We start from the raw sequence: 26494 nt of genomic DNA, 5'->3' as shown, positions 1-26494 counted from the left end.
GGAGGAACCGAATCCCCCCGAGACCGCCATGCCCAAGACGCCCGCCGCCCGCACCCGTCGCCCCGCCGACCGTCCCGCCACCAGCCGCACAAAGGGCCGCACAAAGGCCGAACAGCGCGCCGAGACGATCGACCTGATCCTCAATGCGGCCGAGCGCCTGTTCGCCCAGCACGGTCTGCACGGCGTGGCGCTGAAGGATGTGGCCGCCCAGGTCGGCGTCCACACCTCGCTGCTGAACTATTATTTCGCGGACAAGAAGGCCTTGTTCGACGCCGTCATCGAACGGCGCCTGCCGGTCACCGTCGGTCGTCGAATGGAGGCCATGGACGCCTACGAGGCCGCCGTTGGCGACGCCGTGACGGTGGAAGGGGCCTTGCGCGCCTATCTCGACACGGACCTCGATTCCTACATCCAGGGCGGCGAGCGCTGGCGCGACTATTCCCAGATCGGCGGCCAGATCGCCAATGCGCCCCACTATGGCTCCGAGATCATGAACCGGCTGCTCGACCCGGTCGTGAAGCGCCTGCTGGAGCTGTTGCGCAAGGCCTTGCCCGAGGCAGAAGACGAGGACATCTTCTGGGGCTATCAGTTCGTGTCGGGCGCCCTGATGATGACCCTGGCGCGGACCGGCCGGATCGATCGCCTGTCGGACGGTCTGTGCCGTTCTGACGATTTCGATGCGGTGAAGGCGCGCATGGCGCCCTTCATGGCCGGCGGCTTCCGCAGCCTGGTCGAGGAGCGGGTTCGCGCCCGTCGTGGCGATGTCTGACCGGCTCGGCGGGTTCGATATCGCGCCCTCCCCGGCCGCGCTGGGGTTCGATCCGGCCGGGATCGACCGGCTGCGCGCTTACATGGCCGACATGGTCGAGGCCGGCCGCATCGCCGGCGGAGCCTTCGTTCTCCTGCGCCACGGACAGGTCGCGGCCCTGGACTGCGTGGGCGAGGCGAGCCTCAAGACCCACCGACCGATCCGCCCAGACACCCTCTACCGCATCTATTCCATGACCAAGCCGATCACCGCCGTGGCCATGATGCAGCTTTACGAGCAGGGCCTGTGGACGTTGGACGATCCGGTCACCCGCTTTCTGCCGCAACTGTCGAAGCTTCGGGTCTGTATGGGCGTGGACGCCGCAGGCGCGATGATCACCGAGCCGGCCTCTCGTTCGCCGACGATACGGGAAGTCATGAGCCATACGGCCGGCTTCGGCTACGGCCTGTTCGACCAACACCCGGTGGACCGCGCCGTCTACGGCAGCGCCGTGCTCCAGGCGCCCGACCTGCCGACGATGATCGACCGCCTGGCCGACATCCCCCTGATGTTCGAGCCGGGAACGGAGTGGTCCTATTCCGTGTCGTCCGACGTTCTGGGCCGTCTGGTCGAGGTCATTTCGGGCCAGAGCCTGCCGGACTATTTCCGCGACCACATCTTCGGCCCCCTCGGCATGGTCGACACCGGCTTCCACGTTCCCCCGGAAAAGCTGGATCGGTTGGCGGACATCTACACGGCGGGCCCGGATGGACGCCTCGAGGAGGCCCGGACGCTGTTCGGTTTCCCGATCATCGACTTCACGCGGCCGCCGACCCTGCCGCTGGGCGGGGGCGGATTGGTCTCCACCGCCGGCGACTACGCCCGCTTCTGCCAGATGATCCTGAATCGTGGCGAGCTGGACGGCGTGCGCCTGCTCAAGGATGACACGGTCGACCTGTTGGCGACCAACCAGATTCCCGACGCCGTCCTGGCCAGGCCGAACCCCGCGCGCCTCCTCCCCTTCGGCCCGGCCTTCGGCTTCACCCTGGGCTTCTCCGTCATGCTGGACCCGGCCGCCATCGGCGCCGTCGAGGGGCGCGGAACCCTGGCCTGGGGCGGCGGCGGGGGCACCTGGTTCTGGATCGATCCGGAGAACGACCTGGCTTTCGTCGGCCTGATCCAGCGCATGGCCGACCCGGTCTCGGCCGAGTTCCGAACAGTCGCACGACAACTGACCTACGACGCCCTTATCGACAGGGGCGGCGCTCAAGCCGAGGAAATCCCATGATCACCGCGCCCCTTGAGGCGACCGTTCCCGACGGGGCCTTCCGAAAGACCCGATGGAACGTCGTCTGGCTCCTGACGCTGACCCTCTTCTCCGCCCTGACGGTCGGCGGCCTTCTGGCCCCGCTGCAGGAGGCGGCCAAGGCGGACCTGGGGATCACTGACTTCCAGCTGGCCATGATCGTCGGCAGCGCGACGGCGATCCCGGCGGCGGTGCTTTCGCTGCCGATCGCCTGGCTGGTCGACCACCACACCCGGACGCGGCTGCTGGTGATCCTGGCCTCGCTCTGGGCGCTGGGAACCATCGGCACGGCCTTTGTCCAGGACTTCTACGGCCTGTTCGCGGCGCGCCTGGTCGCCGGTGTGGGCGCGGCCACGGCCTTTCCCGTCGTCGTCTCCCTGCTGGCCGACGTCTGCATGCCCGAGCGGCGCGGCCGCTCCATGCTCCTGCTCTCGATCGGCGCCTGGGCGGGCGCTGCGGCGGCCTTCGCCATCGGCGGCATCCTGTTCGGCTGGCTGGAGGCCAACCCGACGGCGTTTGTGCCCGGCCTCCCGGCCTGGCGCGAGGCGCATCTGATCACCGGCATCGGCGCCGCCGTCCTCGTCCTGCCGCTCCTGTTCATCCGCGAGCCGGCCCGCCATGAGGTCGAACAGGCCACCGTGGCCTTCCGACCGGCGCTGCGCGCCTTCTGGAAACGGCGCTATTTCCTCGGCTCGCTCTACGTCGGCAATTTCGCTGGATCCCTGGCGGAGGGCGCAGCCGCCCTGTGGATCGGGTCCGTCCTGGTGCGTCAGTACGGCCAGACCCCTGGCCAGTTCGGCGGCTGGGTCGGTCTGGTGATCCTGTCCGCCGGCATCGTCGGCTCAATCATTGGCGGCTTCGCCGCGGACGCCGGACAGAAGCTGAAGATGCGCGGCGGCATCCTTCTGCCGGCCGTGATCGCCACCTTCATCAGCATTCCCGCCAGCGCCTATCCGATCATGCCGTCGGTGACCCTGTTCGCCTGGGTGCTGTTCGCCCTGCTGACCGGCGGCGCGGTGGTCAATCTGGTCAACACAGCCGCTATCGCCGTGCTTCTGCCTAACGAAGAACGCGCGACCAGTCTCGCGGCCCTGGCCATCATCGGCAAGTTCGTGGGCGGGCCGGTGACGGCGGCGGTGATCGCCTGGATGGCCGTGCTGTTCAAGGGTCCGGCAGGTCTGGGCCTGACCCTGACCTGGCTGGGCGTGATCACCGGGATCATTTCCCTGGTCGGTTACTGGTTCGCCATGACCTGCGCGCCCGAGCCTGCCGCTGAGTTCGCCACGCCCGAGACCGACTGACCGATGGCGAAGGTCGGGCCTGTTCACGCCGTACTCGGCATCTCCCGACTGGCGGAGATGACCGGCGCCACCCCGCGGGCGCTACGCTACTATGAAGATGCCGGTCTGTTCCAGCCGCACCGCACCCCGGCCGGCGTGCGCCAGTTCACGCCCGACCAGTGCGACCTTGTGGCCATGGTCGTCCGGCTCCGCCGCTGCGACGTCCCGCTTGAGGATATCCGTCGCCTGCTGACGGAGACAGAGTCATCCACACAACGGCAGGCGCGCCTTAGGGCCGTGCTGCAGGCCCGCGCGCGGGAGCTTTCGCGAAAGCTGGAGGTCGTGACCGCCGCCCTGGCTGAAGCCGCCTGACCCGCATGACCGGAATGGTCGATCACATCGCGGGCTACGGCGGCGCGACCGAGGAGGAGCTCACGTTCGCTCGCGCCTATCTGGCGGACGGCGACATGGACCCCGCCATCCTCGCGTTACACGCCGACCCCGACCGGCAGGCCAATCGCAGGCGTATCCAGGAACAGCGAAAGGCCGACGACTGGCCTGCGCTGGGCCACTATCGCGCCGCCAACGCCGCCCTCGCCGGCCGAAAGGTCGATGTCGTCTTCATCGGCGACTCCATCACCGAGATGTGGGCGGTCGCCCAGCCGGACCTGTTTTCGAACGGCGTGGTCAATCGCGGCGTCAGCGGCCAGACCAGCCCACAAATCCTGCTGCGCTTTATGGCCGACGTCGTCGCCTTGCGCCCACGCGCGGTCCATCTGATGTGCGGCGTCAATGACATCGCCGGCAATACGGGTCCAACCACACCCGAAGATTTCCGCAATAACATCGAAGCCATGATCGGCCTGGCTCGCGCGAACAGCGTCGCCGTGATCCTCGGTAGTCTGACTCCTGTCACTAAACTGCCCTGGGCAAACAGTGTGGCGACGCCCCGGGCCAGGGTTCTGGAACTGAACCACCGACTTGAGGCTTTGGCGGCTTATCTAGGCCTTCCCTACGCTGATTATTTCGCCAAACTTGCCGATGCCGAAGGGGCGTTTCGATCCGACCTCACGCGCGACGGGGTTCATCCTCGGAGCCAAGGCTATGAATTTATGTGGGCTGTCTTAGCCCCGATTCTGAAAGGCGCGAGCGGATTTTCCAGATTCCGATATTGAACATCGACTCGACTGTATTGACGCTGGCGTCACCTTGGCAGGACCAGATTCCTGTAAGGCAACGTTGAAAGGTCCATATTCAGCGAGCCGGGCGCGTTGCAGTAGATCATCGCGCCGGAGATCGAAGCGAACTGCGCTTGGAAGTGCTGGGTCGATTTGACTACAATCAGCTGTTTCTCGGACAGATCGATGTCCAAGGCTGTAAAACATTCCGGCGAGAACACCTGCTGGCGGATCGAGTTGATGACCACGTCGATGCCGCCGATCCGAACCGCGACAGCAAGACCGAGAGGCTCGCTAAGCTTGCCGGTCAATCCACGCTGAAAACCGTCTTTCAGGACGGCTAGAACCTCTACCTCGGCATCGACCGGCTCTCCAGACATAGGGCCTATCTTACCGCCGATGCGTAGCGGCATACGGGCGCCAACGCCGGCGTCAGCGGCGATAACGGCCGCCTGCGGATCCCAAATCATCCCTAGCGCGACGTCAGTCGCCCCGCGGTCGATCAAGGCCCGCAGAATGAATGTGCTGTCGCATGCCGCGCCCCCGCCCGGATTGTCCGCCCCGTCGGCGATCACCGTCGGACCGAGGTTCGGCAGTCGTCGATCCGACTCGGCCAGCACGTCATCGATACCACGCATCCGACCCGCCGCCGCACCCGAGCTCATCTCAGCGAAGCGCGATACCACCTCCTCTGCAATCGCCTCAGCCATGTCGGGCCGCGATCCGTCGTGGACGACAAGAGAGACCGAACCGGTGTGGGGGCTGTCGGACCACGGAAACCCATGCATCATCGAAACCGAAAGAACACCAACCCCGTCCTCAAGACGGTGAAGGCTTTCGACGAAAGATTTCATGGGATCTTCGGTGGTGCCAACCGGGCCAACGACCGGCCCTCGGCTAAAGACCGTCCTAGGCGCAATCTCGCCTCGCCTGGTCCGTTCCAGAAGTTCGTAGAGTTCGCCGACGCGGTCGGGGTAGTCGGTGTGTGGATACTGCTTGCACCCAATCAGCAGGGTCGCGCTGTCGATCATCTCGGCTGTGACGTTGCCGTGAAGATCGAGTACGGCCCCCAAGGGAACATCGGAGCCAACAACGTCACGGGTTCGGGCCAAAATGTCGCCCTCGCAGTCGTCATAACCCTCGGCCATCATGGCGCCGTGCAGGACCAACACGACCAGATCGGGCCGGGCCTCCTCTATGCCGTCCAGCAATTCCGAACGGAGGTGTTCATAGACGGGGCGCGGCAGGGGGCCGGACGGCTGGGTCCAGGCGCAGAGGCCGGCAATAACCTGGTGCCCCCTCGCCTCGCCCAGTTTGACTGCGTCGCCATAGGCGGGAAATGTCAGGGCCTGTGACAGGGTTCTAGCGTCACCCTGTCGGTGCAGGATGTCCGCCTCAAACGCGCGCAAGCTGGTGGGTATGGGCGAAAAGCTGTTGGTCTCGTGCGATATAGAGCCGACAAAGACCCGCAGCTGGCCACTCATGCCTGCCGCCGTTCAAACCGCAGGCGACGGGTGCGACCGGCGCTGAAGGCGAACCCCGTCCCGTCCGTATCGAACTCGACGAACCCGCCCAGACCGAAATGCGCCATGTCGATGGACGTCGCCCGCCACAATGGTCCGCCCATGAGGGTCAAGCTGTAACGGGCGGCGCTCCATCGCCCCTCGAAGGTCAGGGTCGTCTGATCGCCGGCCACCGTCAGCACGCCGGTCGTGCCCGTCGACGCCGAGGCATAGAGACCCGCGCGGTCGGTCATGTCAGGCTGCGGCCCTGGTTCCAGACGCACCAGCACTTCGGGCTTGCCCCATTGGCTGTAGGTCAACTGCGCCGGCGCGGGATCGCCCGCAGGGGCGTCCACCACGGCGTCGAAGATTCGGTAGGCGGAATGCAGCTTGCCGGCAGCGTCGCGCCGGGCCGGGATGGTGGCGCCGCCCAGCCCGATCAGTTGGCGGCCTTCATGCTCCAGCAACTGAAGCGTCGATCCCGTCGCCGGATCGTAATACAGGCCTGTGATATTCGTCCCCGTCACATCTTCGAGCGCCGGGCCTAGTTCGGGGACGCATGCGTCGATGATCCGGTCGGCCATGCTCATGGTGTCCACGCCTGCCCGGTTCGTCATGATGATGATGTCCAGGCCAACGCCAGGCGCCTTGATCATCTGGCAGCCGCCGCCCATCACCGTGCCGCCGTGTTCGATGGTGGCCAAGCCCCGGTAGTCTCCGGCCGACAGACCCAGGGCGTAGCGGGTCGAATAGCCGCTCTTGAGGATGAAGGGCGACGTCATCGCCGCCCAGGTTTCGGCCGTGCCGACGACGGGGCGGTCCATGTGGGCCATCCAGCGCAGCATGTCGTCGACCGTGGAGGCCATGCCGCCCTCGCCGCTTACCTCCATGCCCATATAGTCCTTCGTGAACGCCCCATCCTTGCCGAGCATATGCAGGGTCGCGCTGTTCGGCACGAAGTCGGTGTCCACGCGGCGCAACAGAGTGTCCATCATGCCGATGGGTTCGAATATCCGTTCGCGCAACACGTCCTCTAGCCGTTGTCCGGTCAGGCGCTCGATCGCGACGCTCAGGGCGGTGTAGCCCCCATTGTTGTAGGACCAGGATGTTTCGGGTTCGAAGTTGACCGTGTCCTGTGCGGCGAACAGATCCAGCGTATCGGCATGAGACATATAATGCCCCATGCCGTTCAACTGCATCGACAGGTCCAGTGAACAACGCAGACCGCTGGTGTGGCTCATCAGCTGACGCATGGTGACGCCATCCGCCACCGCCGGCGACATCTCCGGGATATGCTTGCGGACAGGATCGTCGAGCGACGCCAACCCGTCTTCGACCAACAGCATATAGGCCAGGGCGGCGAAATGCTTGGTGGTGGAGCCGATCCGCATGCGGATGCTGGGCGACAGGGTCTGATTCTGTTCCAGGTTCGCAAGCCCGAATCCCTTGCGATAGACCGGCGTGCCGCCGATCGCGATCCCGACCGCCACACCCGGGGCATGGCTCGTATCATAGTCCGCGAAGATGGCGTCGATCGTCTTGGCGTCGACCGAGGGTATGGCGGCAGCGTCGGACATTTATGATTCCACAGATGCTAAAAGCGCTTCGTCAGCGTCAGCCCGACGGTCCTGGGCCGCAAGGGGGTGATCTGTATCGGCCCTCCCGCCACGGAGAAGCTCGTTGTCGCCGACAGCTCGCCGAACTCGTCGAACAGGTTTCGGACGTACACCTGAGCACGCACGCCGTTCAGGTCGATGCCGGCGCGCAGATCGACCGTCGTGTAGCCCGGCAGGGCGTGCTGCGGCGTACCGGCGCTCAGGTCGAAGCTTGAAACCCGGTCATCGACATACCGCACTGTGGCGCCGACGTCCGCGTCACAGCCGCCCAGCGAGAATCCATAGTCGGCGGACAAGGCGACGGTGACGTTCGGACTGTCCGGCAGGGTGTCGCCCTTCAGACCGCCGAGATCCGGCGAGTCCGCATCGAGTTCAGCGTCCAGAAAACTGGCTGCGGCGACGAGGGACAGGGCGGGCGTCGGACGCGCTGTCACGGTAAGTTCCGCACCCTTGATCGCCGCCGAACTGGCGTTGGCGACGACGCCGACACCGTTACGCAGCGCCACGATCTGAAGATCCTGCCAGTCGATATAGTAGACGCCTGCGTCCACGCTGAAGCGGCCGTCGGCAGTGCTGGCCTTATAGCCCGCTTCATAGCTTTCGAGACTGTCTGAATCGAACGTGGGCGGCGCAAGCGGGTCGCCGGTCACCGGGTCATTCAGCACCATGTTGGGGCCGCCGGGACGGTAGCCAGTGGCATAGCGCAAATAGCCGATGGATCGGTCGGTCAGGCGGTAGCGCGCATTGGCCAGATAGGTCGTCACATTCTCGTTCGAACTGCGCTTCGGCGCCGGCCCGCCCAGCAGACCCGAGGCGTTTTGTTCGTAGGTCTGGTCGTTGGTCGCGTAACGAAGGCCGCCAGAGAGGTCGAGGCGATCCGTCACATGCCATGTCAGGGTCCCGAACGCCGCTGTCTCTTCGTAGAGACTCGGCAGTTCTGCCGTCAGTAGGTTCAGGGGGAAGGGCGCGCCCGTGGGATCGGTCGCCGGCAAGGTCTGCAACTGGAAGCTCTTCTCTCGCGTGTAGAAACCACCGACGATCCAGTCAAATGCGCCCACACTGCCCGCCAGCCGGGCCTCCTGAGTAAATTTGTCGGTGTTCACCGCCTTGACCAGAGGCGTGGACCCCAGCGCCAGCCCGAAGCCGCCCAACAACGGCACATAGAGCGCCGATACGTCCGTCACATAGTCGACGCCGCTGGTCTGGTAGCTGGTTATCGAGGTCAGTTGCAACGGGCCGAAATCGTAGTCGATCACGGCGCTGGCCAGACGGAACGACTGGGCGAAGGGTTCGTCGAAACGCCGCTGATCGTATTCGCTGTCGACCGGCCTGCCCGTCGCGCCGATGAAATCGACCGAACCCGATCCGTCCCGCTCGATCTCTTGGGCGAAGCCCGTCAGGCGGATCGACAAGGCGTCGGTCGGATTGAACAGGAGATCGCCTCGGCCGCCATACACTTTGGACTGGTTCACGTCCTCGACCCCGGACAGCCGGTTATCTACGAACCCGCCGTCCTCGGTGTAGAACCCGTTGAGCCTCACAGCCGCCGTATCGCCGGCGAACGGAGCGTTCACCGCGGCCGCCAGGTCGTAGCCGATCCCTCCGTGCGCGGTCGTCGACACCCCCGCGCGCAATCCCCCGCCGAAGCGGGTCGGATCGGGGGCCTTCGTAACGTACTTAAGCAGCCCGCCCATGGTGCTGGCGCCATAAAGCGTCCCCTGCGGACCGCGCAGGACTTCCACCCGATCCAGATCGAACAGCCCGACGTCCAGGGCGAGTTGCGCCGCACCGGCAAAGGAGGTGCTGGAGCCATAGGGCACTTCATCGACATAGATGCCGACGGTCGAGCCGACGTTCAGTCCGGTCGTCACGCCGCGCAGGTTGACCTGGCCCTGACCGACGCCGTTGCTTGTGAAGGACAGACCGGGGACCGTTGCAGCGAAATCCGCCAGTTGTGTCGCACCCGCGGCCTGCAGCGCTTCTCCCGTCAGGACTGAGAGCGAAAGGGGCGTCTCGCTGGCCCGCTCCTCCCGCTTCTGCGCGGTGACGATGATGTCGCCCACCTGCGTCGCGTCACTTGCCGAGTTGGCGCTTTGGGCGAGCGCCGGCGAGGCGCACAGCGCGGTCGAAGCCAGAAGGAACGCCAGGCTGATACGCGAACGGTGGTTGCGACAGACAATCATGATGGAGCCCCTCGATGATGCGCGAACCACAATCAATCATGAGATGTTTCTGTCAAGAGAAAAAGTCTCTTGCAATAGACGCTGTTACCGGTTCAGGATTTGGCATCTGACGTGCCGGAACAAGTTTACGGAATCGTCGCTCTCGAGCCTTGGGACGAAATGAAATACGATTTCATCGTGGTCGGCGCGGGAATGGCCGGCGCGTCCGTCGCCTACGAACTGTCCGAGACAGCCCGGGTCTGCCTCGTTGAGCGCGAAGCAATGCCGGGCCGCCATGCGACGGGTCGTTCGGCCGCGCTGTTCGCGCCCAGTTATGGAGGGCTCGCGGTACGCGCACTGACACGGACCAGCCGAGACTTCTTCATGCTGCCTCCCGAGGGCTTCACGGAGGAACGGCTGCTCACACCGCGGGGCGTCCTCTATATCGCCCGGCGTGATCAGCTTGATTATCTGAAGGCGATGATCACCGATATCGGCCGTTCGGGCGGTGCGATCGAACGGGTCGATGTCGCCACAGTTCTGGAAACCGTTCCCCTCCTGAAATCCAACTACGTCGCCGGAGCCGCATTCGACCACGACGCCCAGGACATCGACGTCGATGCGCTCCATCAAGGCTTTCTGCGCGGAGCTCGGACCCGCGGCGCGACGCTACTGATCGATGTCGGCGACCCGGTGATCGAGCGGATTGCTGATCTTTGGACGATCAATCTTCCGACGCAGAGCATCGAAGCGCCGGTGTTGATCAATGCGGCCGGAGCCTGGGGTGACCACGTCGCTGTAGGCGTCGGCGCGCGCCCTCTGGGCCTGCAGCCGTTGAGACGGACGGCCGTCTTGGTTGATCCGCCGGCCGGAACGAACATCGCCGCATGGCCTGCCGTGATCGACGTCGATGAGGAATTCTACTTCAAGCCCGACGCGGGCAAACTGCTGATCTCACCTGCCGACGAGACGCTCGTCGAGGCGTGCGATGTCCAGCCGGAAGAGTTGGACATCGCGATCGGAGTGGATCGGGTCCAGGCGGCCCTCACCCTGGAAGTGGAACGCATCAACCACAGTTGGGCGGGTCTGCGCACCTTTGCTCCGGACCGCGCGCCCGTCATTGGCTTCGACCCTGAGGCGCCAGGCCTGTTCTGGTCCGTCGGCCAGGGGGGCTACGGCATTCAGACGGCTCCGGCCTGGGCGCGGACCGCCGCAGCCCTCGCACGCGGTGAGCCTGTTCCTGACGACATCGCGCGCGAAGGCGTCACCGCCGCCGATCTGTCTCCCAGCCGGTTCGGGGAAACAACTTCGGGCAAGAACAAGGTCGCTCAATGAAGATTCACGGCAAACCCCTGATCGGACCCGGCGGCGCGGTCCTGCCCCTGTCGGCGGCCGTCGAGACCGACGGCCTCGTCTTCGTCTCCGGACAATTGGCGTTAGTCGACGGCCGGGTGGAGGGCGACATCACGGTGCAGACCGAACGGACCTTTGACGCAATCTCGGCCATCCTGGAAAGCGTGGGCATGGGTCTCGACAATGTGGTCAAGGCGACGGTCTGGCTCACCGACCCAGGCGACTTCAACGCCTTCAACTCTGTCTACGCCAAACGCCTTTCAGCGCCCTTCCCGGCCCGTTCGTGCGTCGGTTCTCAGCTCGTGCTACCGAATGCTCGCGTAGAGATCGAGGTCGTGGCCAGCCGCCAGCCTCGACGAAACTAATCCGGCCTTGGGCTGGATAGGCAGGACACGATGGCGAACGACAGCGGCACTCTCGGCAACCTCATCAGGATCGTGCGGCAGCGCAACGGCTGGACCCTGCGCGAGATGAGCGCTGTCGTCGGCATACCCCTATCGACCCTCGCCAAGGTCGAAACAGACAAGCTGTCTCTGACCTACGACAAGCTTCAGCAGTTCACGGCCAGGCTCGGCCTGACCATGGCCGAGTTCCTGGCGCAGGGCGAACCGGCGGGCGAGGCCGCCTCTTCGCCGGCCGTCATGGGCCGGCGAAGCCTGACCACAAGCGGCAACTCCGTCCATATCAAGACGCCGAACTACGACTATGAATACCTCTGCGCCGACCTTCGCCAGAAGCGGATGGTGCCCATCATCACTCGGGTTCACACCCGCGATATCGGCGAGTTCGGCGAGGCCGTCCGGCACAAGGGCGAGGAATTCGTCTTCGTGCTGGAAGGGGCGATCGAGGTCCATTTGGAGTTCTACACCCCCATCGTCCTTCAGACCGGACAAGGTGTCTATCTCGATAGCGCCATGAGCCACGCCTATGTCTGCAAGGACTGCGACAGCGCTCTGATCCTGGGCGTGTGTTCGAGCGAAGATCCCGATCTAGCGGGCGAGCTGATCAGCCTAGCGGAAGAAGAAGCCAAGCAGACGGCCGAGCCCGCGTAACGCCCATGAAGGGGACATCTTGAGCATCACCACACCGCCGGACGTCCCCGAAGTCGCCCCCATAGAAGCCCCAGCCCCGTTCTCGGCCTGGTTTGCCGTGGCCATACTGGTCGGCGTCACCATATTCGCCTTCGTCGATCGGCAAATCCTGGCGGTGGTCGCATCACCCCTGAAGCAATCCCTTGGCCTGACGGATCTGCAACTGGGAGCCATGCAGGGCCTGGGACTGGCCTTGTTCGCAGCGATCGCCAGCTATCCGATCGCCTGGCTCGCGGACCGCTTTGATCGTCGCCTGATCCTGTGCATCGGGATCGCGGTCTGGTCCGTCGCCACCGCCGCCTGCGCCTTCCAGACGACCTTCGAGGGCTTGCTCTTGGCGACAATAGGAATCGCTGTCGGCGAGGCGGGCCTGGGGCCGATCATCTGGGCCGTCATTCCGGATCTGTTTCCAGGCCGCCAACGCGCCACCGCCAACCTGGTGTATTTCCTCGCCGCCATTCTGGGGACGACCTTGGGCTTAAGCATAAGCGGCGCCACGTTCGGCTGGCTCGCCACGCATGGCGCGAGCCTGCCCGGCTTACTGGGCGAGATGGAGCCTTGGCGTACGACCATGCTGTTCGTCGCCTTGCCCGGTCCCCTGTTCATCGCGCTGGTCGCCAAGCTGAAACTGAAGGGCAGTCGCGCCGCAGCCTTTGCGTCCGCAGAGGCCTTCGCGACCCGGCTGGCGGATAGCGGCTTCATCGCCTACGCCAGGCGGCACTTCGCCACCCTGGCAGGCGTATTCGCCGCTGTCGCCGCCTACAATATCGGCATCGCCTCCACCCTGGTCTGGTTGCCGACCGCCCTGCCCCGGATTCTGGACATCGATCCGGCCACCGTCAGCCTCCAGCTCGGCATGGCCATCGGACCGGCCAGCCTTGTCGGCGTCGGTGTCTCCGCCCTGTGCGTCAGGTTCTGGAGAGGCGACCGATCGGTCATGGCGCCGAGAATAGCCGCCATAGCCTTCCTGATCGCCGCTGCACCGACCACCTTGCTGCCTTTCGTCACCGCGACCTGGCAGGCATTGGCGCTGATCGCCATTCAGTTCGCCGCAGGCCTCGCCGCAGCATCCGTCCTGCCCAGCATCATTCAGGACATCAGCCCGCCCCACCTGCGCGCCCGCAACTTCGGGGTCATGACAATCGTGGCCCTGGTGCCCCAAGGGCTCAGCCCCCTGATCATCGGCGCTCTCTCGGAAATGTTCGGCGGCGCCCACGGGCTGATTTCGGCGATCGCGATCGTCGGCGCCCCGGCCTGGCTTCTGGCGGCGGTGTTGATCTGGCTTTGCCAGAACGGGTTTCGCCGTACCGTTGCCGAGGTTCAGTCGATCCATTCCATCTCCACGGAGCCTCAGAATGCCGCTTCGTAAGAGGCTGCCCGACAGACGGAACTATGGACCAGCCGACACGCATAGTTCCAAGGCCGACGCATGAGCCTTTCGGACACGGTCTTTGACGGTCTCTCGCCGCAGCAACCCGACGGACTGCTGGCGCTCATCAGCGCCTACCGCGCCGACCCGCGGCCGAACAAACTGGACCTCGGCGTCGGCGTCTATCGCGATCAGTTCGGACAAACCCCTGTTTTTCGCGCGGTAAAGGCCGCCGAACGCTTGCTGGTGGAGCAGCAGCCGACCAAGGCCTATCTGGGTCCTGAAGGGGACATCGGCTTCCTCGAATGCCTGAGACCGATCGTGTTCGGGGCCCACAACACGGCCGAAGTGTTCGGGGTCCAAACCCCCGGCGGCACGGGCGCTCTTAGGTTGGCGGCCGAGCTTCTGGCTACCGGTCAACCAAACGCGCGGCTGTTCATGGGTGAGCCGACATGGCCAAACCATCCGCAAATCTTTGAGCCCGCCGGTCTTCAGATCGTCCGGTACAGCTATTTCGACGCCGTCAGACAAACCGTGCGTTTCGAAACCATGATGCAGGCGCTGGCGACAGCGTCTGCGGGCGACGCCATCTTGTTACAGGCCTGCTGCCACAATCCGACCGGGGCGGACCTTTCCGCCGACCAGTGGGACGCGGTGGCCGACCTCATCGACACACGAAGGATCACACCGATCATCGATTTGGCCTATCAGGGTCTGGGATCGGGGCTGGACAACGATGCCGCCGGCATGCGCCGCGTCCTCGAAGCCGCGCCCGAAGCACTGGTGGCCTATTCCTGCGACAAGAATTTCGGCCTTTACCGTGAGCGTACAGGGGCGCTTTTCGCCCTCGCCCGCGACAGGACGAACCTGGCGAATGCGGCATCGAACATCCTGGCTCTGGCGCGGGCGAACTGGTCAATGCCGCCGGATCACGGGGCGGCCGTTGTCCGTGTCATCCTGGAAGACGCACATCTGACGGAACTATGGACTACCGAACTCAAGGCGATGCGCCAACGCCTAGTCGATGTCCGCACGGCGCTTGCCAACCACGCGCCGAGCCTCGCGGCGGTCGAAAGACAAAACGGCCTGTTCGCCTGCCTATCCTTGGCACCAGATCAAGTGTCCGACCTGCGCGAGAAACACGCTGTATATTGCGCGTCATCCGGCCGTATCAATCTGGCTGGGCTGACGACGGAGACCATACCCGTGTTCACACGCGCCTATCAGGCGGTACAACGTGACGGCCGATCGTCATGCTGAGCATACTGGAGCCTTCTGACCGGCGGTTTTGGATGACAGGAGCCGCGACGCATAATCGGAGAGGGCGGCGACTGGCCTGTAATTCATTGACAGCGAGCAAGCAGATGTAGCTGGATCCAAAGTTACTGTTGGAATGATCAATCCGGCAGAATTACCAACGAAAGGCTACAGGACCGTTCAACCCGACGTCTATCGCTCTATTATCTCTGTATCCAATGAAGCCTTTAGTGAGAGGCCGAACCCAAATGACTGCTGCCTCTCAATCCCACTTGATGTTTTATTGACTTAGAAGGCGCTAATTTATCAGAGCCTTTTCTCTGGCCACCAAATCATACCGTCAGCATTGATGTAATAAAGTTGAGGTTGATGAAAGCAAAAACGAATTTGCCCGTCCGCAATCCACTTTAATGTGTTCAGCTTCATCGGCGCGTTCGGGATCGGTGCCCAGACCGGCAGCCTGGTCATCGGCTCGGTCTTCCATCGCCACCTTCGTCGTCTTCCTTCGGACGGTCGGCCGGGAGGAGGCCTGGTTGGCGGAGCATTTCGGCGCGCCGTATGCGGCCTATCGCGCTCGCACGCCGCGCTTCTGGCCCAATCCCGGCCGCTGGCGCGATGCCGAGGAACTGACCATCCGCCCGGCCTTCTTCCTCCGCACGCTACGAGACGGCCTGACCTTCCTGGCGGCTGTCACCGTGATGGAAGGGATCGAACACCTTCAATCAACGGGGCTGATCGGCTTCCGGATTGGGTTGTTCTGACGACCGCCTCCGCTCAGCGGCGCGGAAATGGCCACATCCGGCCCGCCGCCCACTCCCTGTCGAAGAACGGATGCTTCAGCGCGGCCCCGACATGCAGAATTATGAGAGCGTAGGTCACCTTCACCAGCAGTCCATGGACGTCCTCCATAGGTCCGTGCAGCGTGCGAGGCAGGCCCGGGATCAGCGGCCAGGACAACTCCCCGATCAGAGAGGTCATGTCGCCGGTCAGGGCAGCCCGTCCGGTCTGCGGCGATGGTGCGCTTGATCTCGAACAGACGCTCGCGCGCCTGGGCGAGGCTCAATCCGCCGCGCCCGTACCGACCCAGGGTCAGCGTCTCGCGCCGTCCGTTGAAGCGATAGTCGTAGCGAAACGAGATCGCTCCGCCGGGCGAGACATAGACATACAAGCCGTCCCTGTCGGTACTCTTGTAAGGCTTTGATTGCGCGCAAATTCTTCAGTGCAACGTCGGTAAGCACGGTAAAAACACCTCGATCCAAGCAAGTGCGGATTTGCCCGATGCGCGACCGGTATTTGTCTTTAGGATCAATATGTTGATCGAAAATAATACCGTCACCGCCTTGCGATGAGGCTGACGGTACGAGGGAGATTCCGGCATCGCAACAGGACGCGATACCGTCGCCGGTGACGACAAAACGAAAAAAAGACCCTCCGAATGATATCGAAGGGTCTCGTCGGAATTCACAATGTTGTCAGGCGCTTATCGAGCGCTTCGGAAGCGATACCGAAAGGTAGCGAGAGCCCCGAATCATTCCCACTCGATTACACAAATTACCCCAAGCCGCTGATCGGCTTGGGGTTTTTTCTCGCTTATCAACCGGCGGACCGATTGAACAACCGACAGACGGGAAGTATTCTGAAAACATTCAGAAAATTCTAAGCAATAACATTTGCGTGAATTCGTCATCTTTTGCGGTCTATCGGACTCTCTGAGCACTGAGCTGCAATGCAACGAGTTCGGTTCGCCTTGCCACTGTGCACCATCACTTGGACGTACACTGTATCTCATCCGCACGGTCGTCGTCGAGCTTACCGGCTCGATCGTATGGCGATAGCGACAAGCGTCGTCGACGCGTGTCATGCCGCGCGCGACGACCGGGATGCAAACGCCGCACTGGCTTTGCGGCCGACGGCGTCCTGATTTTCGAGGACGGCGGGACTGGCCGATCGGTCTTTCGCCACGAGGACGACAGATGGCGGATTACGCACATCGTTGGTCGTCGGACGCGGTGCGCTGATCTCGCGATCAGGCGGCGGGAGCCGCCGACGCTCCCTTCTGGGCGAGCCAGGCGTCGATCAGGGTGATTTCGCGCTCCTGCGCCGTGATCACCTCCTGGGCCAGGTCCCGCGCTTGGGCGTCCTTGCCTTGCGCGAGCTCCACACGGGCCATCGAGACGGCTGCGACGTGGTGACCTCGCATCTGCTTCATGAAGTCGATGTCGGCGTCCCCGGTGAAGGCGGGCATCGCCTCCATCATCGTGTTCATCGAGGCCTTGTAGCCTTGGGTGGCGACGGAGTCGCCGGGCGCAGGCGCAGCCATGCCGCCCTCCATTCCGCCATGGGCGTCTGCCGCTGCGGCGGCCTCAGGCGTGGCTACGGCGGGCTCTTCGGCTTGCGGGGAACAGGCCGTAGCCAAGGCGCAGGCGGCGAGGACGAGGCTGATGCGTTTCATAACGGCTCCTTGGGGTCCCGACGTTAGCGACCAGGAGGGCCCATTCGTTCCGCCGACCCTACCGTCCGGCCCGCGCCAAGAGCTCGATCAGCTCGCCGGCCTTGGCCTTGCGATCCTCGGGATCGTCGCCGGTCATGGCGCCCATGACGCAGTGGTCGAGGTGATCCCGTAGCACTTCGGTCTCCACGCGATGGAGCGCGGCTCGAACGGCCTGAAGTTGCGTCAGCAAGTCGACGCAATACCGGTCATCTTCAACCATGCGGGAGATTCCCCGCACCTGGCCTTCGATCCGACTGAGCCTGTTGAGGACTTTGGGTTTCGTGTCGGTTTGCATGCGGCCTGTCCTCCTGAGCACCCCCATATACCCCAGACGGGTATCTTGCGATATACCCCCCATGGGTATATGTGAGCCCTTCGGTCAGCCGGAGAGAGCGACATGTCCACGCATCCTCACAATCATGCCTCGGGTCACGCCTGCTGCGGGGCGAAGGCCTCGGATGGCGCGGCTACGGTCAAGGATCCCGTCTGCGGCATGTCGGTCGATCCGACGACTACCGCTCACCGAGCCAGTCATGGCGGTCAGGACTATTTCTTCTGCTCGGCGGGGTGCCGGACCAAATTCATCGGCGATCCGATGCGTTACCTGAACCCTCGCGTGGAGGCCGAGCCGGCCGTTCCCGGCGCCATCTACACCTGCCCGATGCACCCCGAGATCCGGCAGGAAGGCCCAGGCTCCTGCCCGATCTGCGGCATGGCGCTTGAGCCGGAGACGGTCACGGCGGAAGCCCCGCCCAACCACGAGCTGATCGACTTCACCAGACGCTTTTGGGTCGGTCTGGTCCTGACCCTGCCGGTCTTCGCCCTGGAAATGGGCGGACATCTGGCCAATCTCCACATGTTCATCCCGGGCCAGATGTCGAACTGGATCCAGTTCGCTTTGGCGACCCCCGTGGTTCTCTGGTGCGGCTGGCCCTTCTTCGAGCGCGGCTGGACATCGCTGCGCACCCGTCGGCTGAATATGTTCACCCTGATCGCCATGGGGGTCGGCGTGGCATGGCTTTACAGCGTCGTGGCCGTCGTCGCGCCAACCCTGTTCCCGCCCGCCTTCCTGAAGGCCGACGGCAGCGCGCCGGTGTATTTCGAGGCGGCGGCGGTTATCACCGTGCTGGTCCTCGTCGGCCAGATTCTGGAGCTGCGCGCCCGCGAACAGACCTCGGGCGCGATCCGCGCCCTGCTGGACCTCACGCCCAAGACCGCCCGCCGAATCCGGGCGGACGGCGTCGATGAAGATGTCTCGCTTGACCAGATCGCCGTCGGCGACCGCCTGCGGGTCCGGCCCGGAGAGAAGATCCCGGTCGATGGCGAACTCCTGGAGGGGCGGGTCGCTGTCGATGAATCCATGGTGACCGGCGAGTCCATGCCGGTGACCAAGGACGTCGGCGACCGCGTCGTGGCCGGCGCGCTCAACAAGACCGGATCCTTCATCATGCGCGCCGACAAGGTGGGCGCCGACACCCTGCTGGCGCAGATCGTCCAGATGGTGGCCCAGGCCCAGCGCAGTCGCGCCCCGATCCAGCGGCTGGCCGATACGGTCTCCGGATGGTTCGTTCCCACAGTGATCGCGATCGCCCTGCTCGCCGCCGTCGTCTGGGGCCTGGTCGGTCCCGAGCCCCGTTTGTCCTACGCCCTGGTCGCCGCCGTTTCGGTGCTCATCATCGCCTGTCCCTGTGCGTTGGGTTTGGCCACGCCGATCTCGATCATGGTCGGGGTGGGACGTGGCGCCCACGCCGGCGTCCTGATCAAGAACGCCGAGGCGCTCGAACGCTTCGAGAAAGTCGACACCCTCGTTCTGGACAAGACCGGCACCCTGACGGAGGGCCGTCCGTCGGTGACGGCGATCCTGCCAGCCCAGGGCTTCGTGGAAGCGGACATCCTGCGTCTGTCGGCCAGCCTCGAGCGGGGCAGCGAACATCCGTTGGCCGACGCGATTGTCCGGGCAGCCAAGGATCGGGACATCCCCCTTACCGAGGCCGTGGACTTCGACAGCCCGGTCGGTCGCGGCGTCCGCGGGACGATTGAGGGCCGCCAGGTCGCCCTGGGCAACACCCGTTTTCTCGGCGAGCTTTCAATCGACGTCTCCGCGCTGGAGCCGAAGGCGGAGGCCCTTCGCCACGACGGCGCCACCGCCATATTCGTGGCTATCGACGGAAAGGCGGCCGGGGTCATCGGCATCGCCGATCCCATCAAGGCCACCACGCCGGCTGCGATCCTCGCGCTGAAAGCGGCCGGTCTGCGGCTGGTGATGATGACCGGGGACAACCGGACGACGGCCGAAGCGGTCGCGCGTCGCCTCGGCATCGACGAAGTCCAGGCGGAGGTTCTGCCGCAGGACAAGGCGTCTGTAGTACAACAGCTTCGTTCGCAGGGTCGGATCGTCGCCATGGCGGGAGATGGCGTCAACGATGCCCCTGCCCTCGCCGCCGCCGATGTCGGCGTCGCTATGGGGGCGGGTTCGGACGTCGCCATCGAAAGCGCCGGCGTCACCCTTCTGGGCGGAGATCTGCAAGGCATCGTGCGCGCACGGCGTCTGTCCCGCGCGGTGATGGGCAACATCCGCCAAAACCTCGTTTTCGCCTTCGGCTACAACGCCCTTGGCATCCCCGTGGCGGCTGGCCTGCTTTATCCCGTCTTCGGCTGGCTTCTCTCGCCTGCCCTTGCGGCGCTCGCAATGGCGCTCTCCTCGGTCAGCGTCATCGGCAATGCGCTGAGACTGCGCGCGGTGAGGCTTTAGCCAGGATAGGCAATCACCAGTCCGCCCACCCACCCAAGGGAGGAACCGGCTGTGACGGGCCGGATTGATTTAGACGCTGACCGCAGTCTCCAGGCATTCGCAGCGGCAGGCGAAGACGAACTGAAATTTCTGAAGAGGATACGGACGATGTCTCATCAACAGATGGACCACGGCGGGCAAGGCAACGCTCGTGGACTCGGCCCTTATCGGAGCCTGTACCTCGAGTTGGCGCTCGATTTCGTCATCATGTACCTGGTCATGTACACGATGATCGCCACGCTCGGTCACTTCTATCTCAACCTGAACAACGTCTACATGACCCTGATGATGGTCGCGCCGATGGCGGTCCTCATGCTCGTCTTCATGCGGTCCATGTACCCGTCGCGCAAAACGAACCTGGTCATTGGAGCGGTCGCCGTCGTGATCTTCGTCGGCAGCTTCGTCGGCATGCGCACCCAGGCGTTCGTTGGCGACGACGAATTCCTGCGATCGATGATCCCGCACCATTCCGGGGCTGTGTTGATGTGCGAGCAAGCCTCCCTGACCGATCCGGAGATCATCGCCCTGTGCGACGGCATCGTGCGTGGTCAACAGGAGGAGATCGCCCAGATGCAGGCGCTCCTCGAGAAGCGTCGCCGCTGACCCCGGCGTGCGGGGGAAGGCCTCAGCCGCCGCCCGCTTCCTCTTCATGAGGGACGCGGTCGTGTGGCGCGTAGAGAAGCAGAAGGCCGGGACCGGCCAAACGTCTGGAGACTGAGTATGCGTTACTTCAACCCCGCGCCCTTCATCGCCGTCGCGGCGGTCGTGGCCTTCGCCGCCGGACCGGCGGCGGCCCACGCTCGCCTGGTCAGCGCCACCCCGGCGCCCGACTCCACCGTGGCCGCGACCCGGACGCTGACCCTGACCTTCAGCGAACGCAGCGTTCCCGCCTTTTCCGGCTTCGACGTCGTCAATGCGGCGGGGGAGAAGATCGCGATCCGCACCTCGGTCGCCGAGGACGGCAGGACCCTCACGGGCGCGCTGGCTCGCCCGCTGGCCGCCGGCCCCTACCGTGTCGACTGGCGTATCGCGTCGAGCGACGGCCACCGCATGACGGGATCCTACACCTTCACGGTGCGCTGACGCCGTGCTGGAAGTCGCGGTCATCGCGCTTCGCTGGCTTCAATACGCCGGCGGCGTCGTCCTTCTCGGCGCGCCGCTGTTCCTTCTCTACAGCTTCAAAGACCCCGACGCGCCGAACCTGGAATGGTCGCGACCGACATTGCGCCTCGCGGCGATCATCGTCGCGCTCGGCTCGCTCGCCGCCCTGGTGGCCCAGACGGCCGTCATGGCGGGGTCGCTGAGCGAAGCCGTCAAACCCGCGTCCCTGTCCTTCATGGTCACCGGCACGGCCCTGGGCATGGCGATGGTCGTGCGGGCCGCCGCCGCCTTGCTTGGGCTTGTCGCCTTGGTCGCCCTGAAACCCGGTCGCGCGCTCTGGAGCGTGACGGCCGCCTTGGGTCTGATCGTGGCCGCCAGCTTCGCGTGGACGGGTCATGGCGCGGCCACCGAGGGCCCTGGCGGGCCCATACATCTCGTCGCCAACATCATTCACGCGGTGGCAGCGGCCTTGTGGCTGGGCGCCCTGGCGGCGTTGACGGCCCTGCTTCTGCGCCGAGCCGGTCCGGACGATCGTGCAATCCATCGCGCCCTGCATGGCTTCGCCGGTCTGGGAACGCTGGCGGTCCTGTTGCTGGTGCTGACCGGTCTCGTGAACAGCTGGTTCCTGATCGGTCCCGAGCGCGTGGCGTCGATCGCGGGCAACCTCTACGGCCAGCTTCTGGTCGCCAAGCTCGTCCTCTTCGGTTTGATGCTGGCGCTGGCGGCGAGCAACCGGTTCCGGCTGACGCCGACACTGGGCTCTGCGCTGGAGACGGGCCAACCCTCCCTCGCCGCCATGAGCGCGCTCCGGCGCAGCCTGTTGGTCGAAACGGGTCTGGGACTCGCCCTGATCGGCGTCGTGGCGGTCATGGGAACCCTGCCGCCCCCGGCGTCTCTGTAGCCGCGATCGCGATGATCTGAATGAGGTCGTCGCTCCGCCGGCCATTGAAGTATGATCAGACGATGCCGTTCCTGCGTCATGACCTCGTCCGACTGACGACCGCGCTGCTAGCGGCGTTTGCCGTGCTGTTCGTGTCCACCGCTTCGATCGCCTGCGAAGCTCCGGTCGATCAGGATATGGCGTCCATGTCGATGAGCGGCGACGGCGTCCCTTGCGAGCCGAAGACCGTCAGGATCTCGTGCCATAAGGCGTGTCTGGCCATCTGCCAGGGCCTGGTCCCTCAGGGCGGTGAACCCACCCCCGCACGGGTCTATGCGTCTGTCCTCTATCCATCCCTTGATGCGCGGCATGCCGATTTCACCGCGGAGGCGGACGACCCGCCCCCGCGACGCTGATCCTGTTGAAGAAGACCGAACTCATTCAATCAAACAGAGATCAAAACCATGAAACGCACGCTCACCCTCGCAGCCCTGGTGCTGCTGGCTTCCGGTTCAGCCGCCTTCGCGGCCGCGCCGCACGCCGTGGCGCAGGCCGTATGCGCTTGCTGCGACGCTATCGCAGCCTGCGCGGAAGCCTGCACCTGCTGCTGATCGTATGATCGGGGACGCCCGCCCGCGAGGGCGGGCGTCTTCTCGATGTTCCTCACCGACGTCGCAGGGCCGGCGACCCGCTGGCGCGGGCCTGAGCGTCAGCCGGGCGCGCGCGACGACCAGTGAATGTGGTGGATGCGCCAGCCGTCGGCATGGCGTTTGAGGACCATGGTTTCGGTCGTCAGGCGGTCTACGGCGCGGCCGTTGAATTGGCCCGTGGTGCGGCCTTCGCTGGTGATCCAGGCGATGTCCCCGTCGGCCCATCCCGATCTGCGCGTCACCGTCGCTTCAGAGGCGGCGGCGAAGGCGGCGTCCGAGCCCAGGTGATGGGACGCATACTCGTCGCGCGATCGCTCCGCGCCACCCTCCTCGAAGATCATCACATCCGGCGCCATCAGGGCCAGGGCGACGGCCGTGTCGCCGGCCTTCAGGGCGACGTGAAAGGCGTCGACGGCCGCCGCCGCGTCCGCAGCTTCCGCGGCGACCGAGCCGGCGGCTTGGGCATGCCCGTGGGCGTGGTCCTGGGCGAAGGCGGGTGTCGCCGAAAGAACGGCGAGCGACAGGACGAGTGCGAGAGAGGTGCGGGACATGGCGAACTCCGGATTGTGGGTGATCTGAACGGGCTGAGCGCGATCTGCGTCAGGCCGGCGGGTTGTGGCGGGCGAACACGCGGGTCGCGCCCGAGCGAAGCACCAGCAGGGTGTCGTAGGGCTCCTTGTGCCCCTGCGGCGTCTCCATGCCGGGCGAACCGAGCGGCATGCCCGGGACCGCGACGCCCACCGCCGCCGGTCTCTCGGTCAGCAGTCGAATGACGTCCGGGGCCGGCACATGACCCTCGACCAGATAGCCATCGATCAGACCGGTATGACAGGAGGCGAGCGCGTCCGGCATGCCCCGGCTGCTCCGGACCGATTGAAGGCTTGGAAGGACGGTGATGGTGGTGGTGAAGCCCGCCTGGCGCATGTGCGCGATCCAGGCGTCGCAGCAGGCGCAGGTGGGCGTCTTGAAGACCGTGAGGTTTCTGGACGGACGGGTCTGGGCGCAGGCGGACCCGCCCATGCCGATGAAGACGGCCGCGCCCATCAGCAGACGACGGTTCAGATTGGTGGGATTCAAAAGGGTTCTCCCTGATCGCTGTGGACGGATCGCTGCGCCTCGACAGGGTCTGCGCGCTGCGGCGCCAGCCGCGCCCGCAGCCACCGGCGGCCGGGCCGCTCGACGAAGACATGGATGGCGGCGGCGGCGGCGAGCGTCAACACAAGCATGGCGGCCAGTTCAACCAGGCCCTTTCGATATTCGGGGCCCCAGCCGGCGAACGCCTGCGCCGCGTTGCGCCACACCATCAGGGTGGGGATGTGGACGAGATAGAGGGCGAACGAGGCCTCGCCGGCGAACAGAAGGACGGGGTGAGACAGGAAGGTCCGGACCGGAGCCTTGGCCAACAGGGCGAGCGACAGGATGAAGGGACCGGCCGCCGCCACGATGACCCGGTCGTCGGCGCCGATCTGCATGAGCGTCAGCAGCAGGGTCGTGGCGACCAGGGCGCCCATGAGGGACATTCGCGGCGAAGGCGTCCAGCGCTGACCGAGATAGTAGAGGCCAATCCCGTAAAGGAATTCGGGAACGATCCGCAGGATCCCGAGGCTGTCCTCGGCCCGAGGCAGCATCCGGCCGAACCAGGCGCGGTAGAAGGCGTCGAGGGCGACGAACAACAGCATGGCGAGTGCGATCAAGACCCACGGCCTGGCCCGCAGCCGGAGCGCGAGGGCGGCATAGGCGGGGAAGGCCAGATAGGCGAACCACTCCGCCGACAGCGACCAGGCCGGTCCGTTCCAGAGCGCCATGCTCTCGCGCGGGAACCACGCCTGGACGAGCAGAAGGGTTCCCGCGAAGTCGACGGGATTGAACCGGCCAGGCTCGAGCCCGACGCCGAACACAGGCGCGATCAGCACCAGCCCAAGCATGGCCAGGAGGATGAACAGGTGAGCCGGATAGACCCGGGCGAGGCGCGCCGCCAGGAATCGACCGCAGTTCGGGGCCCGGTCTCCCTGCAGGTAGACGTGGGTCAGGATGAAGCCCGACAGGATGAAGAAGACATCCACGCCCAGGCGCGCGCGGTTCAGCAAGCCCGCGCTCTCCGCCGGGAGCGTCCAGTAGAGCTGGAAGTGAAACAGCACGACGCCGAGGGCGAGAAAGAACCTCACGCCCGTGAGCGGATCGAGCACGTCGGGGAATGGAACCCGCGTGGGCCCTGCTCTGTCGCTCACGTCTTTTCCCCGGACGACAGGGCGCGTCCCGGTCGTTCTCTGGTATCTACGCGGGCGACGGCTCGTCCCCTCGTGAGGGGACCGGAAGGCTGGCGCGTATGGCAGATGGGGCGTGACGCAGGTGCGCAATGACTGACGACATGAATGAACTGATCGCAGCGGTCGGGCCGGGCGACGCCGGCCGGCTGGTCGGCATGGAAGACGCGGTCTGGGTGCGGATCGGCGAACGCAGGGAGCGCGCCCGCATGGGTCAGGTCCGGGTCGCGGCCGTTGCACTCGCGCTGGTGATCGGCGTTGCGAACGGAGGGCTGATGCTCATGGCTCCGCGGCCGGAGCCGTCCGAGATGCGGATTTTCACCGTCTCGGCGGGCTTGTCGCCTCTCTCCGGCCTGGACGTTCGGGGATGAGGGCCGCCTGGAAGTCGATCGTTATCACGGCCATCCTGGCCGCGCTGGCCAGCGGCGCGGCGACCTGGGCGAGCGCGACATGGGTCATGCGGGAGCGGCAGCCGCCAAGCCTGCACAGCGTCGTCCATGAGAAACTCGACCTGAGCCCTGAGCAGGATCGACGGCTCGACGTGGTCGAAGCCCGGTTCGCCGCTCAGCGGCCGGCGCTCGAAGCGGAAGTCCGCGCGGCCAATCGCGAACTGGCGGCCGCCATCGCCGCCAGTGACGGCGACACGCCCCAGGTCCAGGCCGCGGTCGATCATTTCCATGCCGCCATGGGCGATCTGCAGAAGGCGACGATCACCCATGTGTTCGAGATGCGATCCGTCCTGACCCCGGCGCAGGCCGAGGTGTTCGACGCCGCGGTCGTCGAGGCCCTGCACGACGACGCCGGCTAAGCGGCGCGCGTGGGTGCCGAGCAGAGCATCGAGGCCCGTGCGGCGACCGGAGACCGGGCCGCCTTCACCGCCTTGATGGTCGCCACAAAGGCCGATCTCTACCGGTTCGTGCGCCGCTATGTCGGCGACGAGTCCGAAGCGCATGACGTGCTTCAGGAAAGCTATGCGTCCGCTTGGCTCGCCCTGCGGCGGTATGATCCGGCGCGGCCGTTCGACGTCTGGCTGCGCTCCATCGCCCTCAACAAATGTCGAGACTGGGGCCGGCGGCGCGCGGTGCGCAGGGTCGTGCGCGGCGTCATGGGCCTGGAGGCGCCCGAGGCGGCGGCGGTGGGCGACGATGCGCCCTCACCCGAGACCCGGCTGGACGATCAGCGCAGGGCCGAAGCTCTGCAACGCGCCTTGCGGGACCTTCCCGACGCCCTGAAGGGGCCGCTTCTGCTCGCCACGCTCGAGGGACGGTCTCACGCCGAGATCGCCTCGATCCTCGGCATCACGCCCAAGGCGGTCGAGACTCGCGTCGCCCGCGCCCGCAAGACCTTGACGGCGGCTCTGGGCCAGGCATCCGGCGGAGACGCTTGACCTTGCCATGATGGGAAGCTGCACAAGCTGCGATCCCGACGTCTGTGGCGTCCTGACGCAAGGGATAC

General features: G+C 65.3%; 29 protein-coding genes and 1 pseudogene. 20 read left to right on the top strand and 10 right to left on the bottom strand.

Going from position 1 to position 26494, the window contains the following annotated elements; translation table 11 throughout:
• Positions 1-28 precede the first annotated feature (28 nt).
• From ACODSC_RS03305 to ACODSC_RS03285, 5 genes are read left to right on the top strand one after another with little or no spacing between them, the layout of a single operon-like run.
• Positions 29-769, top strand: a complete 741-nt coding sequence (locus tag ACODSC_RS03305) for a TetR/AcrR family transcriptional regulator (RefSeq protein WP_488811751.1) — start codon at positions 29-31, stop codon at positions 767-769.
• Positions 762-2036, top strand: coding sequence for a serine hydrolase domain-containing protein (locus tag ACODSC_RS03300; RefSeq protein WP_488811749.1), 1275 nt, complete (start codon positions 762-764; stop codon positions 2034-2036). Before ACODSC_RS03305 ends, ACODSC_RS03300 begins: the two co-directional genes overlap by 8 nt.
• The gene (locus ACODSC_RS03295; RefSeq protein ID WP_488811747.1) at positions 2033-3355 is read left to right on the top strand and encodes an MFS transporter; all 1323 of its coding nucleotides are present in this window, start codon (positions 2033-2035) and stop codon (positions 3353-3355) included. Before ACODSC_RS03300 ends, ACODSC_RS03295 begins: the two co-directional genes overlap by 4 nt.
• 3 nt (positions 3356-3358) lie before the next feature.
• Positions 3359-3706: a MerR family transcriptional regulator gene (locus ACODSC_RS03290; protein WP_488811745.1), complete on the top strand. Its 348-nt coding sequence runs from the start codon at positions 3359-3361 to the stop codon at positions 3704-3706.
• Between the two features lie 5 nt (positions 3707-3711).
• Complete coding sequence (locus tag ACODSC_RS03285; protein ID WP_488811743.1) at positions 3712-4509, top strand: GDSL-type esterase/lipase family protein; 798 nt, start codon at positions 3712-3714, stop codon at positions 4507-4509.
• Between the two features lie 29 nt (positions 4510-4538).
• On the opposite strand, the gene ACODSC_RS03280 is transcribed toward ACODSC_RS03285, so the two are convergent.
• Genes ACODSC_RS03280 through ACODSC_RS03270 form a run of 3 tightly spaced genes read right to left on the bottom strand, consistent with a single transcriptional unit; the run spans position 4539 to position 9813 of the window.
• Positions 4539-5996 (bottom strand): M81 family metallopeptidase, encoded by a 1458-nt coding sequence (locus ACODSC_RS03280; RefSeq protein WP_488811741.1) that lies wholly within the window; start codon positions 5994-5996, stop codon positions 4539-4541.
• The gene (locus tag ACODSC_RS03275; RefSeq protein ID WP_488811739.1) at positions 5993-7591 is read right to left on the bottom strand and encodes a serine hydrolase domain-containing protein; all 1599 of its coding nucleotides are present in this window, start codon (positions 7589-7591) and stop codon (positions 5993-5995) included. Before ACODSC_RS03275 ends, ACODSC_RS03280 begins: the two co-directional genes overlap by 4 nt.
• A 17-nt stretch (positions 7592-7608) precedes the next feature.
• The gene (locus tag ACODSC_RS03270; RefSeq protein ID WP_488811737.1) at positions 7609-9813 is read right to left on the bottom strand and encodes a TonB-dependent receptor; all 2205 of its coding nucleotides are present in this window, start codon (positions 9811-9813) and stop codon (positions 7609-7611) included.
• 159 nt (positions 9814-9972) lie between these two features.
• Here ACODSC_RS03270 and ACODSC_RS03265 point away from each other — a divergent pair, with 159 nt between their 5' ends.
• From ACODSC_RS03265 to ACODSC_RS03240, 6 genes are all read left to right on the top strand, one after another.
• Entirely contained in the window at positions 9973-11127 is a 1155-nt protein-coding gene (locus tag ACODSC_RS03265) for an NAD(P)/FAD-dependent oxidoreductase (protein WP_488811735.1), read from the top strand.
• A complete protein-coding gene (locus ACODSC_RS03260) occupies positions 11124-11510 on the top strand; it encodes a RidA family protein (protein WP_488811733.1) in 387 nt (128 codons plus the stop codon). Before ACODSC_RS03265 ends, ACODSC_RS03260 begins: the two co-directional genes overlap by 4 nt.
• A 30-nt stretch (positions 11511-11540) precedes the next feature.
• On the top strand, positions 11541-12197 hold the full coding sequence (locus tag ACODSC_RS03255) for a helix-turn-helix domain-containing protein (protein WP_488811731.1): 657 nt from the start codon (positions 11541-11543) through the stop codon (positions 12195-12197).
• Positions 12198-12216: 19 nt separating this feature from the next.
• A complete protein-coding gene (locus ACODSC_RS03250) occupies positions 12217-13605 on the top strand; it encodes an MFS transporter (RefSeq protein WP_488811729.1) in 1389 nt (462 codons plus the stop codon).
• 60 nt (positions 13606-13665) lie between these two features.
• Entirely contained in the window at positions 13666-14865 is a 1200-nt protein-coding gene (locus ACODSC_RS03245; protein WP_488811727.1) for an aromatic amino acid transaminase, read from the top strand.
• A 530-nt stretch (positions 14866-15395) separates the two neighbouring features.
• Positions 15396-15623: a hypothetical protein gene (locus tag ACODSC_RS03240; protein WP_488811725.1), complete on the top strand. Its 228-nt coding sequence runs from the start codon at positions 15396-15398 to the stop codon at positions 15621-15623.
• Positions 15624-15636: 13 nt separating this feature from the next.
• Here the strand turns inward: ACODSC_RS03240 and ACODSC_RS03235 are convergent, their stop codons facing one another.
• From ACODSC_RS03235 to ACODSC_RS03220, 4 genes and pseudogenes are all read right to left on the bottom strand, one after another.
• A complete protein-coding gene (locus ACODSC_RS03235; RefSeq protein ID WP_488811723.1) occupies positions 15637-15840 on the bottom strand; it encodes a cytochrome b/b6 domain-containing protein in 204 nt (67 codons plus the stop codon).
• An 85-nt stretch (positions 15841-15925) separates the two neighbouring features.
• Positions 15926-16030: pseudogene (locus tag ACODSC_RS03230) on the bottom strand (Arm DNA-binding domain-containing protein); the annotation flags it as partial.
• An 858-nt stretch (positions 16031-16888) separates the two neighbouring features.
• Positions 16889-17314, bottom strand: a complete 426-nt coding sequence (locus tag ACODSC_RS03225; RefSeq protein WP_183204297.1) for a DUF305 domain-containing protein — start codon at positions 17312-17314, stop codon at positions 16889-16891.
• Between the two features lie 58 nt (positions 17315-17372).
• A complete protein-coding gene (locus ACODSC_RS03220) occupies positions 17373-17573 on the bottom strand; it encodes a metal-sensitive transcriptional regulator (protein ID WP_008264328.1) in 201 nt (66 codons plus the stop codon).
• A gap of 177 nt (positions 17574-17750) precedes the next feature.
• On the opposite strand from ACODSC_RS03220, the gene ACODSC_RS03215 reads away from it, so the two are divergent.
• The 6 genes from ACODSC_RS03215 (at position 17751) to ACODSC_RS03190 (ending at position 22736) form a co-directional block, all read left to right on the top strand.
• Positions 17751-20105: a heavy metal translocating P-type ATPase gene (locus tag ACODSC_RS03215; RefSeq protein ID WP_185224721.1), complete on the top strand. Its 2355-nt coding sequence runs from the start codon at positions 17751-17753 to the stop codon at positions 20103-20105.
• Between the two features lie 147 nt (positions 20106-20252).
• Positions 20253-20747, top strand: a complete 495-nt coding sequence (locus ACODSC_RS03210) for a DUF305 domain-containing protein (protein ID WP_230974793.1) — start codon at positions 20253-20255, stop codon at positions 20745-20747.
• Positions 20748-20864: 117 nt separating this feature from the next.
• The gene (gene copC / locus ACODSC_RS03205; RefSeq protein ID WP_488811720.1) at positions 20865-21227 is read left to right on the top strand and encodes a copper homeostasis periplasmic binding protein CopC; all 363 of its coding nucleotides are present in this window, start codon (positions 20865-20867) and stop codon (positions 21225-21227) included.
• A gap of 4 nt (positions 21228-21231) precedes the next feature.
• Positions 21232-22146, top strand: a complete 915-nt coding sequence (copD, locus tag ACODSC_RS03200) for a copper homeostasis membrane protein CopD (RefSeq protein WP_185224720.1) — start codon at positions 21232-21234, stop codon at positions 22144-22146.
• Between the two features lie 62 nt (positions 22147-22208).
• Positions 22209-22541 carry a hypothetical protein gene (locus tag ACODSC_RS03195; protein WP_191558025.1) on the top strand — a complete coding sequence of 111 codons (333 nt, stop codon included), beginning with the start codon at positions 22209-22211 and terminating at the stop codon, positions 22539-22541.
• Between the two features lie 48 nt (positions 22542-22589).
• On the top strand, positions 22590-22736 hold the full coding sequence (locus ACODSC_RS03190) for a hypothetical protein (protein WP_185224718.1): 147 nt from the start codon (positions 22590-22592) through the stop codon (positions 22734-22736).
• Between the two features lie 98 nt (positions 22737-22834).
• On the opposite strand, the gene ACODSC_RS03185 is transcribed toward ACODSC_RS03190, so the two are convergent.
• Genes ACODSC_RS03185 through ACODSC_RS03175 form a run of 3 tightly spaced genes read right to left on the bottom strand, consistent with a single transcriptional unit; the run spans position 22835 to position 24940 of the window.
• Entirely contained in the window at positions 22835-23326 is a 492-nt protein-coding gene (locus ACODSC_RS03185) for a YybH family protein (protein ID WP_191558024.1), read from the bottom strand.
• A 49-nt stretch (positions 23327-23375) separates the two neighbouring features.
• On the bottom strand, positions 23376-23852 hold the full coding sequence (locus tag ACODSC_RS03180) for a DUF411 domain-containing protein (RefSeq protein WP_191558023.1): 477 nt from the start codon (positions 23850-23852) through the stop codon (positions 23376-23378).
• The gene (locus ACODSC_RS03175) at positions 23849-24940 is read right to left on the bottom strand and encodes an acyltransferase family protein (protein ID WP_488811716.1); all 1092 of its coding nucleotides are present in this window, start codon (positions 24938-24940) and stop codon (positions 23849-23851) included. The genes ACODSC_RS03180 and ACODSC_RS03175 overlap by 4 nt, the downstream gene beginning before the upstream one ends.
• Positions 24941-25143: 203 nt before the next feature.
• On the opposite strand from ACODSC_RS03175, the gene ACODSC_RS03170 reads away from it, so the two are divergent.
• From ACODSC_RS03170 to ACODSC_RS03160, 3 genes are read left to right on the top strand one after another with little or no spacing between them, the layout of a single operon-like run.
• Positions 25144-25410: a hypothetical protein gene (locus ACODSC_RS03170; RefSeq protein ID WP_205911595.1), complete on the top strand. Its 267-nt coding sequence runs from the start codon at positions 25144-25146 to the stop codon at positions 25408-25410.
• Entirely contained in the window at positions 25407-25847 is a 441-nt protein-coding gene (locus ACODSC_RS03165) for a Spy/CpxP family protein refolding chaperone (RefSeq protein WP_183204306.1), read from the top strand. Before ACODSC_RS03170 ends, ACODSC_RS03165 begins: the two co-directional genes overlap by 4 nt.
• Before the next feature lie 9 nt (positions 25848-25856).
• On the top strand, positions 25857-26426 hold the full coding sequence (locus ACODSC_RS03160) for an RNA polymerase sigma factor (RefSeq protein WP_191558022.1): 570 nt from the start codon (positions 25857-25859) through the stop codon (positions 26424-26426).
• The last annotated feature ends 68 nt before the right edge of the window (positions 26427-26494 follow it).

This window comes from Brevundimonas sp. FG128, from assembly GCF_057809775.1.
The sequence above is the reverse complement of the archived record's forward strand: the minus strand, read 5'-3'. Positions and strand labels throughout refer to the sequence as shown.